Here is a 16,777-nt window from a genome sequence, read left to right on the forward strand (position 1 = left end):
GTTTCAGGTGCAGTATCACAAGGCATGGCGATTGTTCGAGCGGCGCTGGTGCAGACGAGCTGGACCGGCGATAAAGAGTCGATGATCAAGGCGCATGAGGACTATGCGCGGCAAGCGGCGGCGGCCGGGGCCAAGGTGATCTGCTTCCAGGAGCTGTTCTACGGACCGTATTTCTGTCAGTTGCAGGACACCAAGTTCTACGACTACGCCGAATCGGTGCCGGGGCCGACGGTGGAGCGGTTCGCGGCGCTGGCGCGGGAGCTCGGGCTGGTGATGATCTTGCCGGTGTACGAGCAGGAACAGCCGGGGCTGCTGTACAACACGGCGGCCGTGGTGGATGCCGACGGCACCTATCTCGGAAAGTATCGAAAACACCACATTCCACATGTGAACGGTTTCTGGGAGAAGTTCTACTTCCGGCCCGGCAATCTCGGCTGGCCCGTCTTCGATACCGCGGTCGGCAGAATCGGCGTCTACATCTGTTACGACCGGCATTTCCCGGAGGGTTGGCGCGCGCTCGGACTGGCGGGCGCGGAGATCGTTTTCAATCCCTCGGCGACCTCGCGCGGTCTGTCGAGTTATCTGTGGAAGCTGGAACAGCCCGCCTCGGCCGTCGCCAACGAGTACTACATCGGGGCGATCAACCGGGTCGGCATCGAAGAGTACGGTGACGACGACTTCTACGGGACCAGCTATTTCGTCGATCCCGAGGGCAAGTTCGTGGGCGAGGTCGCCTCAGACACCGCACCCGAACTGGTGGTGCGCGACCTCGACATGGACCTGATCAAGGTGGTGCGCGACCGCTGGGCCTTCTACCGCGACCGGCGACCGGACGCCTACGGAAAGCTGGTGGAGCCGTGAGCCGGACCTTCATCCACGGCGGAACAGTGGTGTCCGCCACCGGATCTCAGCCCCTCGACGTCCTGATCGACGGCGAAACCATTGCCGCCGTGGTGCAACCGGGCTCGACCGCGCTGGGCACCGACCTGGCCGCCGCGGCCGACACCGTCATCGACGCCACCGGCAAATACGTCATCCCCGGCGGCGTCGACGGCCACACCCACATGCAGCTGCCCTTCGGCGGCACCGAGGCCTCCGACACGTTCGAAACCGGCACCCGCGCGGCCGCGTGGGGCGGGACGACCACCATCGTGGACTTCGCGGTCCAGAAGCCGGGGGAGCGGGTCCAGGACTCCCTCGCGCTGTGGCACGAGAAGGCCGCCGGAAAGTGCGCCGTCGACTACGGCTTCCATCAGATCGTCGGCTCGGTGGACGCCGAATCCCTCAAGGGCATGAGCGAATTGGTGTCCGAGGGCGTCACCAGCTTCAAACTGTTCATGGCCTACCCGGGCGTCTTCTACTCCGACGACGGCCAGATCCTGCGCGCCATGCAAACCGCGGGTGATCTCGGCGCGGTGCTCATGATGCACGCCGAGAACGGGATAGCCATCGATGTGCTTGTGGAACAGGCGCTTTCGCGGGGCGAGACCGCGCCCTACTACCACGGCGTGACCCGGCCCTGGCAGATGGAAGAGGAGGCCACGCACCGCGCGATCATGCTGGCGCAGCTGACCGGCGCGCCGCTGTACGTCGTGCACGTCTCGGCCAAACAGGCCCTCGAACAGATCGCGGAGGCAAGGGGCAAGGGGCAGAACGTCTTCGGCGAGACCTGCCCGCAGTACCTGTACCTCTCCCTCGAGGAGAACCTGGGCGCACCGGGTTTCGAGGGCGCGAAATGGGTGTGCTCGACCCCGCTGCGCGCCCGCGCCGAGGGCCATCAGGACGAGCTGTGGCGCTACATCCGCACCGGCGACGTCACCACGGTGGCCACCGACCACTGCCCGTTCTGCATGAAGGACCAGAAGGAACTCGGCATCGGCGATTTCAGCAAGATCCCCAATGGGATCGGCGGCGTCGAACACCGCATGGACCTGATGTTCCAGGGCGTCAAGGACGGCCGCATCTCGCTCGAGAAGTGGGTGGAGGTGTGCTGCACCGCGCCCGCGCGCATGTTCGGGCTGTACCCGCGCAAGGGCGTCATCAGCCCGGGCGCGGACGCCGACGTGGTGATCTACGACCCCAACGGGCACACCAGCATCGGCCTGGGCAAGACCCACCACATGAACATGGACCACTCGGCCTACGAGGGCTTCGAGATCGACGGCCACGTGGACACCGTCCTCTCGCGCGGCCGCGTCCTCGTCGACGATGGGCAATACCTGGGCAGCGCCGGACACGGCCGGTTCCTCAAACGCGGCCTGTCCCAGAACCTCATCTGATCACCCGAGCAACGAGGGGAGAGTGCCACATGGATATCGGTGTGGTGCTGCAGTGCACACCGCCCGCCTCCCGGGTGGTGGAGCTGGCGAGAATCGCCGAGACGCACGGGTTCTCGCACGTGTGGACCTTCGATTCGCACCTGCTGTGGCAGGAGCCGTATGTCATCTACAGCCAGATCCTGGCCGCCACCCGCAAGGTGGTGGTGGGGCCGATGGTGACCAATCCGTCCACCCGGGATTGGACGGTCACCGCCTCCACCTTTGCGACGCTCAACGACATGTTCGGCAATCGCACGATCTGCGGGATCGGGCGCGGTGATTCGGCGGTGCGGACCTTGGGTGGGCGGCCCGCCACCCTGGCGACCCTGCGCGAATCCATCGGGGTGATCAAGGAATTGGGCAATGGCCGCAGTGCGCGGGTCGGCGACACCATCATCCGATTCCCGTGGGCGCAGCACTCGCGGCTGCCGATGTGGGTCGCCGGATATGGCCCGCGCGCACTGGATCTCACCGGCGAGGTGGCCGACGGGTTCATCCTCCAACTCGCCGATCCGGACATCACCGCCTGGACCATCGCCCGCGTGCGCGCCGCCGCCGAGCGCGCGGGCCGTGACCCGAAGGAGGTGACGATCTGTGTGGCCGCCCCCGCCTACATCACCGACGGCACCATCGGCGCGCTGAAACACGCACGCGAGCAATGCCGTTGGTTCGGCGGCATGGTGGGCAACCACGTCGCCGACATCGTCGCCCGCTACGGCGCGGACTCCGAGGTACCCAAGGCGCTCACCGATTACATCGCCGGACGCCGCGGCTACGACTACAACGAGCACGGCCGTGCCGGAAACACCCACGCCCAGTTCGTTCCCGACGAGATCGTGGATCGCTTCTGCCTCCTCGGCACACCGGACGAACACCTCACCCGGTTGCGTGAACTGAAGGCCATGGGCGTCGATCAGTTCGCCGTCTACCTGCAGCACGACGCCAAGACCTCGACCCTCGAGGCCTACGGCGAATCCGTGCTGCCCCGCCTGGCCGACCCGATCGAGGCGACGGCGAGCACGCTATGACCGCCACGACGGTGACCCGGGCGGCGGATGCCGTTGAGGTGCAGGTACTTCCGGCCACCCGCAGGTTCGCGGGCGGTGGATCGCGGGTGTTGCGGCTGCTGTACCCGCTCGCGGCGTTCGCGCTGGTGATCGCGGCGTGGGAGCTGGTGAAGGCGCTGGTGCCCGCCAATGGCGTGAGCGTCGGGGGCCAGCGCGTGCTCCCGCGCACCACCGACGCCGCGCTACCGCACTCCTGGGCGGTGCTGACGGTGCTGGGGGAGCGGGACGGCAAGACCACGGTCGGTGCCACCCTGCTGCGCACGGCCGGTTTCACCCTCGAACTCGCGCTGCTGGCCCTCGGATTGGGCACGGTGGTCGGCATCGCGCTGGCCGTGCTCATGCAGCGGTTCTCGTTCGTGGAACGCGGGCTGCTGCCGTATGTGATCGTCTCCCAGACCGTTCCGCTGATCGCGCTGGCACCGCTGGTCGCGGGATGGGGCGGAAAGATCAATATCGCCGGACAGCCCTGGCAGCCGTGGATGAGCATCGTGGTGATCGCGTCGTACCTGGTGTTCTTCCCAGTAGCCATTGGTACCCTGCGCGGATTGCAGTCTCCGGCAAAGGCTTCGGTCGAGTTGCTGCACAGCTGCGCCGCCGGATGGTGGGCCACGCTGCTGCACCTGCGGTTGCCCGCGGCCGTGCCGCACATCCTGCCCGCGCTGCGACTCGGGGCCGCCGCGTCGGTGATCGGCAGTGTGGTCGCCGAGATCTCGACCGGTACCGCGGGCGGGATCGGGCGGCAGATCATCGTGTTCTCCCAGCAGTCCACCGGCAATGCCGCCCGGCTCTACGCGGCGGTCATCGCCGCGGCGCTGCTGGGCGTGGTGCTGACCGGGCTGGTCGCCGCGCTCGAAGGACTGCTACGCCGCTATGCCCGCCCGGGCCATACCTCGGGAGCGCGGCGTTGAACCGAGCTCGACCCCGAAACCCAGCCCTACCGCCCCGCACCCTCATCCTTGCCAGTGCCGAACGGGCCACGTGCCCAAGCGATATCGGCTGTTCGCCCGGAGGTACCCCGTGACCGTGGAGGCATCCGCGTCCCTACCGAAACCCGCCACCGACGCCGTGCCCGCCATCGAGCTGCGGGCGGTCGGCAAGATCTTCGGGGCGGGCGCCGTCACCGCCCTGCAAGACATCGACCTGACCGTCGCCGCGGGCGAATTCGTCTCACTCATCGGCCCCTCCGGGTGCGGCAAATCCACGCTGCTGCGCATTGTCGCCGACCTCGAAGAGCCCAGTGCGGGAACCGTGGTGGTGCACGGTAAGACAGCGCGCAAGGCCCGACTCGATCAGGACTATGGGATTGCGTTTCAGCAGGCCGGACTCCTCGACTGGCGGACCGTGCAGGAGAACGTCGAGCTGCCGTTGCAGCTGCACGGCGTGGGAAAGCAGGTAAGGCGTGCACGCAGCGCCGAACTGCTGGAGATCACCGGCCTGACCGAATTCGCCCGCCGCTTCCCGGCCGAACTGTCCGGCGGCATGCAGCAGCGCGTGGCCATCGCGCGGGCCCTGGCCCGCAAACCGCCCCTGCTGCTCATGGACGAGCCCTTCGGCGCACTCGACGAGATGACCCGGGAACGCATGCAGGGCGAACTGCTCCGCATTGCCGAAGAGACCGGCGCCGCGGTGCTTTTCGTGACGCACTCCATCCCCGAGGCCGTCTTCCTGTCCGACCGCGTCGTGGTCATGTCACCGCGCCCCGGCCGGATCACCGACATCCTCTCCACCGGCGGCTGGGACCGCGACAGCGACGACGATGTACGGTCCAGCGAGAAGTTCTTCTCCGCCGTGGCCGCCGTCCGCGCCGCCCTGCATGAGGGGCATGGCGGCGCGGGCACGCCGAAAAGCACTGCGGGACGGGACATGCGATGACCGGTGTCCTCAGAACCTGGTTGCCACCAGTGCTTTTCGGCGTTGTCCTGCTCGTCCTGTGGCAGGTGCTGACCGTCGCGGCGGGGGTGCCGACCTTCCTGCTGCCCTCACCCAGCGCGATTGGAAAAGCGTTCGGGGACAACCATCACGCGATCCTCGAAGCGGCCGTCGCCACCGGGAAGAACGCCCTCGTCGGTCTACTCGCGGGTGCGGTGCTCGGCATCGCCGCCGCCATTGTCGCGGTCCGATTCCAGGTCGTGAACGGCATTCTCGGCGCCCTGGCGGCCGGTGCCGCCGCCGTCCCGATCGTGGCCCTGGCCCCGCTGCTGAACTCCATGTACTCCACGACCACCGACCTGCCCCGCCGCCTGGTCGCCACCATCGTGGTCTTCTTCCCCGTTTTCGTCAGCACCGCACGGGGATTGCGGCAGGTCCCGCGCGTGCAAGCCGACCTCATGCACGCCTACGCCGCCACCGGCTGGCAGATCACCCGCACGGTGCGCCTGCCCGCCGCGCTGCCCTACCTGTTCACCGGGCTGCGCATCGCGGCACCCGGCGCGGTGATCGCGGCCATCATCGCCGAATACTTCGGCGGCCTCCAGCACGGTCTGGGCAGCCGAATCACCTCCGCCGCCGCCAATACCGCCTACCCACGCGCCTGGGCGTACGTCCTGGCCGCCATGCTCCTCGGCCTGGTGTTCCTGGCCGCCGTGCTGCTGCTCGAGCAGCTCACCCGCAGACCCCGCACCATCCTTGGGAGATCGAAATGAGAAGTACCGCACGCAGATTCCGTATCCGGGCCGTGCTGGCCGCCGCCACCCTGGCGGTGGCGGCACTGTCCGGATGCAGCACCACCGACAACTCCACCACCTCCGACGGACTCACCAAGGTCAAGCTGCAACTGCAGTGGTTCAAACAGGGCCAGTTCGCGGGCTATCTGGCCGCGGTCTCCCAGGGCTTCTACAAGGAGCAGGGCCTCGACGTCCAAATCCTCGACGGCGGAACCGATATCGTCCCCCAGACCGTCCTCGCCCAGGGGCAGGCCGACTACGCCATCGCGTGGGTACCCAAGGCCCTCGCGTCCCGGGAGGCCGGGGCGGGCATCACCGACGTCGCCCAGATCTTCCAGCGCTCCGGCACCAAACAGGTGTCGTTCAAGAGCGCGGGCATCTCCGGCCCGGCCGACCTGAAGGGCAAGAAGGTCGGAAACTGGGGCTACGGCAATGAATTCGAACTCTTCGCGGGCATGACCAAGGCGGGGCTCGATCCGTCGAAGGACGTCACCCTCGTGCAGCAGCAGTTCGACATGAACGCCTTCCTCGCCCACGACATCGACGCCGCGCAGGCCATGTCCTACAACGAATACGCCCAGCTGCTCGAGGTGAAGAACCCGGCCACCGGAAAGCTGTACACGGCAGATGATTTCGCCACCATCGACTGGAACGACCAGGGGGTGGCCATGCTCCAGGACGCCATCTGGGCCAATACCGAGAAGCTGAAGGACAGCAAATACGCCGACCAGACGGTGAAATTCATCGCCGCCTCGCTGAAGGGCTGGGCCTTCTGTCGCGACAATGTCGAGAAGTGCCGCGACCTCACCGTCGCCGCCGGATCGACCCTCGGCGCGAGCCACCAGCAATGGCAGATCACGGAAGTCAACAAGCTGATCTGGCCGTCCCCCAATGGAATCGGGATGATCGACAAGACCGCCTGGGACCGCACCGTCGCCATCGCCAAGACGACCCGCAACCAGGAGGGCAAGACCGTCCTCACCAAGGACCCCGACACCTCTGCCTACACCGTCGAATACGTGACCAAGGCGCTGGATCTGCTGAAGTCCCAAGGCGTGGACGTCACCGGAACCTCGTACGTCGCACAGCCGGTCACCCTCACCGAAGGCGGCAAATAGCGCGATCGTGAGGTTCGCCCCCGCGCCGGTCCGCGCTGTTAATCTCGCGGCATGAAGGTGGAGCTGCGGCACAATCCGTCGTCGACCATCGCTCGATGCTTCCTGGCCGGGGGCGAACCCATGCGCGTCGAAACCGGGGCCATGGTCGCCCATTCGGCGGGAGTCTCCTTGGCCGCCAAGGCCGAAGGCGGCATCCTGGCCGGGCTCAAGCGGTCGGTGCTGGCGGGGGAGTCGTTCTTCGTGTCCACGTTCACCGCACCGCCGCAGGGCGGGTGGGTGGATGTGGCCCCGGCACTGCCCGGCGACATGCTGGCCCTGCCGATCACCCCCGAGCGCCCCTTCTTCATCAGCCGCGGCGGGTGGATCGCCAACTCGCACGGGGTCACGGTGGAGGCCAAGTGGGGTGGCCTGGCCAACTTGTTCGGCGGCGAGGGCGGTTTCGGATTGCGCGCGCACGGGCAGGGTGAGGTGGTGCTCGGGGTATTCGGGGCCATCGATGTCATCGATCTGGGTCCGGGCGAACCGGTCACCATCGACACCGGGCACGTGGTCGCCTACGACCTGGCCATGACCTTCACCATTCGCCGCGCGGTGTCGGGCCGCTCGCTGCAATCGCTCAAATCCGGCGAGGGGCTGGTCTTCGATTTCACCGGACCGGGACGGGTGCTGCTGCAGACCCGTAATCCGGGAGCCTTCGCCGCATGGGCCGGTTCGAGTGCGTCATCCGGCTAGGTCTGTGATGTAAGTCACCTTGAAAAGCGCATTCGGTCGAATGTGACCCGTGCATGATTCACATGCCGACATGTCGTTGGTAATAGATGAGGAGTAGCACGTGGGAACTGGATCTGCTTCCGACTTCCTGGCCGAGGTTCTGATCAAGACCATCCAGGGACTGTTCTCGGGCAGTGGCGCCCCCGGTTCGGCCAGCCACTGACGTTCGATAGGCCGCTGGGCCACCGAGCTACGACAGCCCATCGAGTCGCGCGGGATTCGATGGGCTGTCGCCATGTTCGAGGTGGTTACCGCAGCAGGTCCGGGATGAGACTGCGGGTGTCGGGGACGAACGGCCAGGTCGGATCCTCGAGATGCGAGCGCAATTCCTCGTCGGTCCACCACCATCCGTCCACGATCTCCTCCGGCTGATGCCGGATCGGGCCGTCGTAGCGCAGTTCGTAGGCGAACAGATGACAACGCATCGGCCGCCCGGCCCACTCTCCGTCCCAGGACGCGCTGACCAGCGGCACTGGGCGCGCATCGCCCGGACCCAATTCGATGCCGAGCTCCTCGCCCAGTTCCCGCACCGCGGCCTCGGCCGGATCCTCACCCGGGCCCAGCACCCCGCCCGTCAGGCAGTCGTGCATACCGGCGAAGACGGCCTTGGTGTCGGTTCGCTTGTGCACGTACACCTTCGAACCATCGCGCGAACGCACCAGCACGCCCGCGCTGGCATGCCAGATGCCCTCGGCGTACACCACCGCGCGCTCCTGCGCGCCGATCTCGCGACCGGCGGCGTCGTAGACCGCGATCATCTCCGGCATGGGCCGGGTTCTCCTTCCCGTCGCGCCGCGTCACCCGGCGTCCTCGACGCCACCCTAGCGATGCCGAGCGTGGACGGCCGTGGCGGCGTAGCGTCAGGGACGCAACCGTTTTCGTCAGGGAGGACGAGACCATGCCGCTGCCCCAGACCCTCGCGAAGATCAATCGCAAGATCAGCAATCCGGTGTTGGGCGTGATGGCCCGCGTCGCGCCGTTCTTCGGCGTCGTGATCCACAAGGGCCGCAAGTCCGGGCGGGTGTATCGGTCGCCGGTCATGGTCTTCGAGCGCGACGGCGGCTACCGCATCGCGCTGACCTACGGGCGGGATGTGGACTGGCTCAAGAACATTCGCGCCGCGGGGACCTTCGAATTCGAGACCCGCGGGCAGACGGTGACGCTGGCCGATCCGGTGGTCGGGCACGACGCGTCGGCCTCGTGGGCCCCGCCGCTGGTACGGCAGGTGCTGGTGGGCCTGAACGCCGAGGACTACGTCCAGGCCCGCCGCGTCGACTGAAGCGCCGGTGGCGCGGGGCTAGTGCACCGTGAGCCGGATGATCACGGTGCCCTTTTGCCAGCTCTGGTAGGCGTCGGCCTTGTTCGGGTTGCCCTGGGCGTCCAGGCCGATGCCATTGAACTTGGCCCACTGCTTGTTGTCGCGCGCGATGACGTCCGAGAGCCGCACCACCGATTCGGCGTCGGTGAGCACCTCGGCGTCGGCGGTCCGCTTCGGGCCGCCGAAGGACACCGCGAGCGGGGTGCCCTTGCGAATGTTCTTCACCCACGCCCACTTGCCGGTACCGATGAGGATGTCGCCGTCGTGGCGGGTATAGGCGACCGGGATGTCGTAGACCTTGCCGGATTTACGGCCGACCACGTGCAGCACACAGAGCCGCTTACCGACCTGCGGGCCCAGGAAGGGCACCTTGAGCAGGGTGCGCATCACGGTATTGAGCTGCTTCTGATACGAGCGGAGCGGCTCCGGACCGCTCGTGGTCGGGGTGCCGTAGGGGTTGGTCTCCGGTGTTTGCTCGGTCATGCCGGGCCTCCTTCGCTGAAACGCGTTGCGCGGCAGTCACACCGGCATCGAGTATAGGCCGCGGGAACCGGCGACGAGGGCGGTCCGCGCCATATCGCCGGTTTGCCGAAAAGAAGCTGTAGATTCCCTTCTGTCCGGAGCGTGTCCCGCCGAGCAGGAGTGCGCAGTGACCGATGTGGTGGATCGCCCGGCCCCGCGGCCCGGTTCGGGGCGGCATGCCAAGGTCGAGGACCGCCCGCCCATGGCGTGGTGGACGGTGGCGGCGGTCGCGGTGCCCGCGGCGGTGGTGCTGGTGCTGTCGGCCTCGCGCTACGGCTACTTCGGCGACGAGCTGTACTTCCTGGCCGCCGGGCGGCGACCCTCGTTCGGGTACGCCGACCAGGGGCCGGTGCTGCCGCTGCTGGCCCGGTTGATGGACACCATCGCGCCCGGATCGTTCCTGGTGCTGCGGCTGCCGTCGGTCGCCTTGACCGTGACCGCGATCGTGCTGTGCGCCATGCTCGCCCGCGAATTCGAGGGCGGGCGCTGGGCCCAACTGCTGGCCGCCCTCGGTTACGCGAGTTCACCGTTCCTGCTGCTGCAGGGCACCATGCTCACCACCAATGCCGTAGACACCGCGCTGTGGGTGATCATCACCTGGCTGCTCGTGCGCTGGGTGCGCACCCGCGACGACCGGCTGCTGCTGGCCGCCGCCCTCGTGACTGCGGTGGACATGCAAGTGAAATGGCTGATCCCGTTCTTCTGGATCGCGGTCGCGGCGAGCAGTCTGCTGTGCGGGCCGCGCGAGCTGGTGCGGCGGCCGCTGCTCTGGGTCGGCGGGGCCATCGTGGTGGTCGCGACCATTCCGGAACTGCTGTGGCAGGCACGGCATGCGTGGCCGCAGTTGAAGATGGGCGGGGTGATCGGGGCCGAGCAGGGGATTCTGGGCGGGCGGCTGCTGTTCGTGCCGATGTCGGTGAGCCTGGCCGGGTACCTGGGGGCGCTGCTGCTGTTGTGGGGGCTGTGGGTGCTGCTGCGGTGGGAATCGTTGCGGCCGTATCGATTTCTGGGTGTGGCGTTGCTGCTGTTGTACGCGGCGTTCCTGCTCACGGGCGGACGGATCTACTACGCGGCGGGCATGTACGCGGTCATGATCGCGGCGGGGGCGGTGGGCGTGGTCGGGACGGCCGAGCGCGTGAAACCGCTGTGGCGGCGGATGCTCGTCGCCTTCGTCGCGATATTGGGCTTGGGCGCAACGGCTTTCACCCTGTACTCGACGCCGTGGCGGCCCGCCGACCAGGTGCGCCCGCCCAAGGACGACGCCGAGGCGGCCATCAATATCGGCGTCTACGGGTCCTTCGGCTGGCACGAGCTCACCGACGAGGTGATCCGCGCCTACCGCGACCTACCGCCGCCGGAGGCGGCGCACGCCGTCATCATCACCGACACCTATTGGCAGGCAAGCGCTCTCGACGAGCTCGGCCGCAAGGAGCTGCCGCCGATCTACAGTCCCAGCCGCGGCTTCGGCTATTTCGGCACGCCGCCGGACAATGCCTCGGCGGTCATCGCGGTCGGCGGCTACGAGGCGGTGCTGCGCAGCCAGTTCGAGCACGTGGAACCGGTCGGCAAGGTCAACACCCGGCTCGGGTTCAAGGGCAATACCCAGGACGTCACCATCTGGGTGTGCACGGGTGAGAAGAAGCCCTGGGCGCAGGTGTGGCCGAACTGGATGCACCTGTAGCGCAAACAGTTCGGCCGACACACTCAGTGGGTGAACGACCCTGCCGGTGCGAGCGGCACGACCAAGGCCGAGGGGTAGAGCGCGTTTCGCTGGATTTGCTGCGAGGTGCCCAGCAGGCGGCCCAGATCGGCGGGGTTCGGAATTGTCGAGGGGAAGGTGCCCGAGGTGATGCGCAGCCGCAGTGCGTGGCCCGGCTCGAGGCGGTGGAAGGCGGGGCGGATCTTGACCTCCATCTTCACCACGTCACCGGGGGTGAGCAGCTGTTCGTTCTCCTTCAGAACGGTGTGTTCGGGCGCGTAGACGGTGCCGTCGGCATCGCTCCAGGTCTTGGCCGGATCCAGGGTGCGCTGGCTCGCCAATTGCGAACCGCCCGTAATGTTCACGGCCGTGCCGTCGGGCGCGACATCGTCGAGCCACACCTGGAAGGCGGCGTCGGTGCCCGTCGAGTTGGCGTACAGGGTGACACTCGACGGCCCGGCCAGCATGGTCGGCTCGGTGACCGGGTCCATGGTGTAGCGCAGGCCCGCCGTCGGACCCTGCACCCATTCGGTGCACGGGTTGGAGACGGTGAAGACGCGGAAGACAAAGTCGAACAGGCCCGCCGCGTACTGGCCCAGGGACTCGCGGTTGCAGATGTTGTCGATGCCGGTGTAGTCCAAGTGATCCGAGGCATCGGTGGACCCGGGCTTGTCGGCGACCAGTCGGTCGCCGTCGAAGTAGCGCTGCTGGATGGCGGCCTGCTCGAACGGGTAGCGGGCCGTGTCGGCGGCATTGTTGTTCGTGTCGATCACGTGCAGCGGGTTGGCGGTCTCGTCGACACCGTTGTGAATGTCCTTGAGCCACCGGTCGAACCAGGCCAGGGTGATCAGATCGGTGTCCATGCGTGAGCCGGGGCCCAAGCCCAGGCCGACGTGATACCAAGGGCCCATCAGCAATTGGTAGCGCCCGTCGGCCTTCTGATTCGCGGCCATGGGTGCGAACTGGTCGCGTCCGGCCGAAAGGTTCTGCAGCTGCGCGTAATTGCGCACCGCGCCCTCCTGGTACAGGTCCCACCAGCCGTCGACCTGGTACATGGCGATGCCCTTGTCCACCAGGTTGTGCAGGTCGGTCTCGAACCGTCGGTCCTGCCACCAGGAGTTGTCGTAGGCGGTCGAGCCGCCGGTGTAGGCATCGAACAGCAGTTTCACGGTGCTGGTGTCCGGGCCGACCACCGCGGCCAGGTGATCGGCGAGGGACTTCAGGAACAGCTGCGGCGAGACGACCGCGCTCACGAACGGCCCGATCAGGCTCAGATAGGGGACCATCAGCGAGATGACCGTGAGCAGCAGCGGGCTCATCATGCCGTCGTGGTTGAGCACCTCGTCGAAGATGTTGTTCGGCACCGCGAACGGGACGATCGCCTTCAAGGGCGAATCGGGGCCGACGGTTTCGGCGGTCCGCATGGCCGACAGGCCCGGGAACGAATAGCCGTACATGCCGACCTTGCCATTGGAGCCGGGCAGTTTCGCCGCCCAGTCCACCAATTCCGCGCCGTCCCTGCCGTCCTGCTTGGACGCCGGACTCCACGCGCCGGTCGAGCCGCCGGTGCCGCGCACATCGGCGGTCACCTCGATATAGCCGTGCCGCACCAGCATGTCCTGCATGGAGGTGGCCTGGTTGATGATGCGACGGGCGTCCTTCAGCTGATCGGGCAGCTGAATGTGCAGCTCGTCGATGACGCTGGTGATCGCGGCGGTCAACGCGCTGGTGACCGCGCCGTAGGTGGTGAAGTTGACGACCACCGGGAAATCGCCCGCGGCGCGCTGCCCGGTCGCCGGATCGGTCGGATAGCGCACCTCGGCCTGCAACTGCGTGCCGTCGGACATCGGAACGATCTGTCCCAGTTGATATCCCACGCCGTACTTCTCCGGGGTCGGCTGATAGTCCGACGGGAGACCGAAATTCGCGGGCGCGTTCGGCACCGGCCCCCACACGGGCGCGGCCCCGGCGGGCGTGGTGGCGGTGACGGTCATGGCCAGGACCGAGAAACCGGCCACGGCCCAGGGCGCGAGACGGCAGCGGCGCGGCCGGATGGAGCTGTTCAACGATCTACCTCTGCGGATGTAGGGAGGCCGTGTGCGCGCCGACTGCGTCCCCATGTCAGGACTTTGATGCGAACCGCACGACCTCGTCGTCGGGATTGAGCACACCGCACAGCGCCGCCGCGTCGCTACCGGCAATAGCCAAGACTGTGCGATGGCCCATTGTGCATCCGACCAAACCGTCGGACGGTTCGCGACGCGGATTACGGTGCGAACGAAGCGGATTCCAGGCGGCGGGCAATGCGGGCCGCGGACAGGGTCATGGCATCGGTCGGGCGGTGCGGGTCCAGGCCGGTGAGCTCGTGCACCCGGGCCAGGCGGTAGGTGACCGTATTGCGGTGAATATTGAGCAGGCGCGCGGTGGCCAGCTGGTTGAAGCCGGTGTCCACGAAGACCTCGAGGGTCTCGGCCAGCAGCGGCTGCGCATCCAGCGGTGCGAGCACCGCCGCCAGGCCGACGCGGGCCGGACCACCCGCGGCTACCGTGTATTCGAACATCAGATCCGGGCGACGGCAGACCGCGTGCGGGCGATCCAGGCAGCGACCCAGTTCGGCGAGCACGCGGGCCTCGGCGAAGACCTCGGGCACCTCGGCGCGGGCACCGGCCACGGCGACCCCGACCCAGAACGGTGCGGGCGGACCGGTTTTGGGCAGCGGGGCCTCGCCCGGTTGTGCAGCCTGCCCTAGGGCGGGGCGGGTGCCGTGCACGGGGAGCCGACCCGAGAGCGCGGCCAGGGTGGCCGTGCCGTCGTCGCCGGGGTGCAGGGGGAGCAGGGCCGTCCAGCCGCCGCTGTCCAGTCGCAGGAACACGCCCGTGATGGCCTCGACGCGATGCCGCAGCTCGCTGGTGTCCACGCTCTTGGCCGCGCCGAGCCGGAACACGGCCACCAGGAACGCATCCGGCACGGCGATGGCCGGTTCCTCGGCCCACTCGATGGGATCGCGCCCGGTCAGCAGGGCATCGGCAATGGCTCGGCGACGCTCCAGCAATTCCCAGCGCGGATCGTGCGCCCGCTGCACGCAGGCGGTGGCGATGCGGGTGGTCATCAGGGTGACGTACTGCAGCAGTGAGATCGCCGCGTCATTGAGCAGCTCGCGTTCGGGCCCGGTGGCGGTCGCCTTCAGCTGCGACCAGATGTACTCCGCGCCCACGCTGTAGCGGCTCAGCACGTCCTCGAGGGTTTCGCCGTCGCGCACCCGGCTCAACGCGATCTGCACCAGTTCGTGGGTGTCCTCGGCGGAGGGCGTGCGTCCGGTGCGGATGTAATCGAAGAACAGGTCCACATTCAGCTTGGTACCGCGCTCGAAACCGCTGGTGACCAGCGGTTCGGGCAGGGTGCGGTAGGGGCCGACGGCCTCGGGGACGGACTCGCGCGCGACGACCGCGCGCCGGTACAGCTCCTCGAGCGCTCGGTCCCGCAATCGCGCGTGCATCAACTCTCCTACTACCCGTACAGCGATTCGATAGTAGCCGCGTAGTCGATAGCTATCGGTTTGCGCCTGAGTTTGCCGGTTGCCGTGAGGTGATCGCTGCCCGGTGCCCACACGTCCGGCAGCACCGCGAACTTCTTGATCTGTTCGACCCGCGAGAGCTTGGCGTTCGCGGCGTCGATGCCCTCTTGCAGGGATTTCAGCACCGTCGGGTGCTGGGCCAGGGCCGCAATGCTCCGGTCGGTTAGCTGGTGACGCTCGGCGAAGGCGGCGGCCAGATCGGGGTCCAGGCAGATGAGCGCGGTGTTGTAGGCGCGGCCCTCACCGATGGCGACCACCGTGCCCGCGAGCGGGGTGTTCTCGGTGATCGTGTTCTCGATATTGGTCGGCGACATGTTCTTGCCCGCCGCGTTGATGATGAGTTCCTTCTTGCGATCGACGATCTCGAGGAACCCCTCGTCGTCGAGCCTGCCGATATCGCCGGTGTGCAGCCAGCCGTCCGCGTCGAGGGTCTCGGCGGTCTTGTCGGGGGCATTGCGGTAGCCGCGCATGACCATCTTGCCGCGCACCAGCACCTCGCCGTCCTCGGCGATGCGGACCTCCGCGCCGGGCAGCGGGCGGCCGACCGTGCCGATCTTGATGCGGTCGGGGCGGTCGACGGTCGCGCCCGCGGTGCATTCGGTCATGCCGTAGCCCTCGCACAGCGGCAGGCCCAGGCCGAGGAAGAACTCGTGGGTGTCCCGCGGGATGGGTGCGGAACCGGTGACGGCGATGCGGAGGCGATCCATGCCCAGCTGGGTGCGAATGGTGTTGAGCACCAAGCGATCCGCCAGCCGGAACTGAAGGGTGTCGAGAATGCTCTGGGAGCGGCCGTCCGAGGCCGCGCGCGCTCGCTTGCGGCCGGTCTCGATGGCCCAGCCGATGAGTGCCCGTTTGACCGGGCTGGCCTCGGTGGCGAAGCGTTCCTCCAGCGCCGCTTTGACTTTCACCCATACCCGGGGCACGCCCAGAAAGACCGTCGGATGCACTTCGGTGAGCGCGGAGGCCACCTGCTTGAGATCCGGGCAGGTGGTGATCTGGCCGCCGGTCAGCATCGACAGGTAGTGCGCGAACCAGCGATTGGCGGCGTGCGCGTCGGGCAGGTAGGAGACCACCTTGTCGGCGGGGGAGCCACCGCCGAATTCGTCCACCACGCGGGCGTTCTCGAGGAAATTGGTGTGGGTCAGCTCCACGCCCTTGGGTGGGCCGGTGGTGCCGGAGGTGTAGACGATGGTCAGCAGATCCTCGGGATCCACGGCACGCCAGGCGGATTCGAAATCGAAGCCGTCGTTCTCGGTCGCCTCGATCTCGTCGAGCGTGACGCACCCCTCGAGCGCCCCGTCCACGCAGATCACCTGCTCGACCGTGATGCCCTGCGCGGCGGCCTTCGCGACCGCCTCGAGCACCTGTGGCGCGAACTGCCGCTCGCAGATGACGGCCTTGTTGCCCGCATTGCCGAACTGGTAGACCAGCAGATCCACCGGATTGGTGTTGTACACCGAGAACGGGGTCGCGCCGGTGTGCAGGATCGCGGTGTCGCACAGGTGGAATTCGGGCCGATTGGTCATCATCAGGGCCACGGTGTCGCCGCGTCCGATGCCGCGCGCCGCCAGCCCCGCCGCGATCGCGCGCACCCGATCGCCGTATTCGCGCCAGGTGATGGTGACCGCGCCGCCGAGCGTGCGCAGCGCGACCTCCCCCGGATAGCGGGCCACATTGGCCTGGAACGCCTCGACCATCGTGCGCGGGGCCGTTCCCGCAGCCGGTGT

The 16,777-nt window shown here is 67.7% G+C and carries 15 protein-coding genes; 10 read left to right on the forward strand and 5 right to left on the reverse strand.

Features of this window, described 5'->3' with window-relative positions:
* Positions 1-24 precede the first annotated feature (24 nt).
* The 8 genes from VMT40_RS21450 (at position 25) to VMT40_RS21485 (ending at position 7,898) form a co-directional block, all read left to right on the forward strand.
* Positions 25-861 (forward strand): nitrilase-related carbon-nitrogen hydrolase, encoded by an 837-nt coding sequence (locus tag VMT40_RS21450; protein ID WP_326310639.1) that lies wholly within the window; start codon positions 25-27, stop codon positions 859-861.
* Positions 858-2,279, forward strand: coding sequence for a dihydropyrimidinase (hydA, locus tag VMT40_RS21455; protein ID WP_326360335.1), 1,422 nt, complete (start codon positions 858-860; stop codon positions 2,277-2,279). The genes VMT40_RS21450 and hydA overlap by 4 nt, the downstream gene beginning before the upstream one ends.
* Positions 2,280-2,308: 29 nt before the next feature.
* Positions 2,309-3,346, forward strand: a complete 1,038-nt coding sequence (locus VMT40_RS21460) for a TIGR03842 family LLM class F420-dependent oxidoreductase (protein WP_326360336.1) — start codon at positions 2,309-2,311, stop codon at positions 3,344-3,346.
* A complete protein-coding gene (locus tag VMT40_RS21465) occupies positions 3,343-4,293 on the forward strand; it encodes an ABC transporter permease (RefSeq protein ID WP_326360337.1) in 951 nt (316 codons plus the stop codon). The genes VMT40_RS21460 and VMT40_RS21465 overlap by 4 nt, the downstream gene beginning before the upstream one ends.
* A 109-nt stretch (positions 4,294-4,402) precedes the next feature.
* Positions 4,403-5,257, forward strand: coding sequence for an ABC transporter ATP-binding protein (locus VMT40_RS21470; protein ID WP_326360338.1), 855 nt, complete (start codon positions 4,403-4,405; stop codon positions 5,255-5,257).
* Positions 5,258-5,286: 29 nt separating this feature from the next.
* A complete protein-coding gene (locus tag VMT40_RS21475; protein ID WP_326360339.1) occupies positions 5,287-6,027 on the forward strand; it encodes an ABC transporter permease in 741 nt (246 codons plus the stop codon).
* A complete protein-coding gene (locus VMT40_RS21480; protein ID WP_326360340.1) occupies positions 6,024-7,166 on the forward strand; it encodes an ABC transporter substrate-binding protein in 1,143 nt (380 codons plus the stop codon). The genes VMT40_RS21475 and VMT40_RS21480 overlap by 4 nt, the downstream gene beginning before the upstream one ends.
* A 51-nt stretch (positions 7,167-7,217) precedes the next feature.
* Positions 7,218-7,898 carry a TIGR00266 family protein gene (locus VMT40_RS21485; protein ID WP_326360341.1) on the forward strand — a complete coding sequence of 227 codons (681 nt, stop codon included), beginning with the start codon at positions 7,218-7,220 and terminating at the stop codon, positions 7,896-7,898.
* A gap of 287 nt (positions 7,899-8,185) precedes the next feature.
* On the opposite strand, the gene VMT40_RS21490 is transcribed toward VMT40_RS21485, so the two are convergent.
* The gene (locus VMT40_RS21490) at positions 8,186-8,704 is read right to left on the reverse strand and encodes an NUDIX hydrolase (protein ID WP_326360342.1); all 519 of its coding nucleotides are present in this window, start codon (positions 8,702-8,704) and stop codon (positions 8,186-8,188) included.
* A 131-nt stretch (positions 8,705-8,835) separates the two neighbouring features.
* Here VMT40_RS21490 and VMT40_RS21495 point away from each other — a divergent pair, with 131 nt between their 5' ends.
* Positions 8,836-9,216, forward strand: coding sequence for a nitroreductase family deazaflavin-dependent oxidoreductase (locus VMT40_RS21495; RefSeq protein WP_326360343.1), 381 nt, complete (start codon positions 8,836-8,838; stop codon positions 9,214-9,216).
* Positions 9,217-9,234: 18 nt separating this feature from the next.
* Here VMT40_RS21495 and VMT40_RS21500 read toward each other — a convergent pair whose 3' ends face one another.
* On the reverse strand, positions 9,235-9,738 hold the full coding sequence (locus VMT40_RS21500) for a nitroreductase/quinone reductase family protein (protein WP_326360344.1): 504 nt from the start codon (positions 9,736-9,738) through the stop codon (positions 9,235-9,237).
* Between the two features lie 166 nt (positions 9,739-9,904).
* Between VMT40_RS21500 and VMT40_RS21505 the strand changes: the two genes are divergently transcribed.
* Positions 9,905-11,458 carry a glycosyltransferase family 39 protein gene (locus tag VMT40_RS21505; RefSeq protein ID WP_326360346.1) on the forward strand — a complete coding sequence of 518 codons (1,554 nt, stop codon included), beginning with the start codon at positions 9,905-9,907 and terminating at the stop codon, positions 11,456-11,458.
* 23 nt (positions 11,459-11,481) lie between these two features.
* On the opposite strand, the gene VMT40_RS21510 is transcribed toward VMT40_RS21505, so the two are convergent.
* The 3 genes from VMT40_RS21510 to VMT40_RS21520 form a co-directional block, all read right to left on the reverse strand.
* Positions 11,482-13,542: a CocE/NonD family hydrolase gene (locus tag VMT40_RS21510; RefSeq protein WP_326360348.1), complete on the reverse strand. Its 2,061-nt coding sequence runs from the start codon at positions 13,540-13,542 to the stop codon at positions 11,482-11,484.
* 200 nt (positions 13,543-13,742) lie between these two features.
* The gene (locus tag VMT40_RS21515; RefSeq protein ID WP_326360350.1) at positions 13,743-14,972 is read right to left on the reverse strand and encodes a PucR family transcriptional regulator; all 1,230 of its coding nucleotides are present in this window, start codon (positions 14,970-14,972) and stop codon (positions 13,743-13,745) included.
* 11 nt (positions 14,973-14,983) lie between these two features.
* Positions 14,984-16,747, reverse strand: coding sequence for an AMP-dependent synthetase/ligase (locus VMT40_RS21520; RefSeq protein WP_326361712.1), 1,764 nt, complete (start codon positions 16,745-16,747; stop codon positions 14,984-14,986).
* Between the last annotated feature and the right edge of the window lie 30 nt (positions 16,748-16,777).

The organism is Nocardia sp. CDC160 (assembly GCF_035818795.1).
Classification (GTDB): domain Bacteria; phylum Actinomycetota; class Actinomycetes; order Mycobacteriales; family Mycobacteriaceae; genus Nocardia.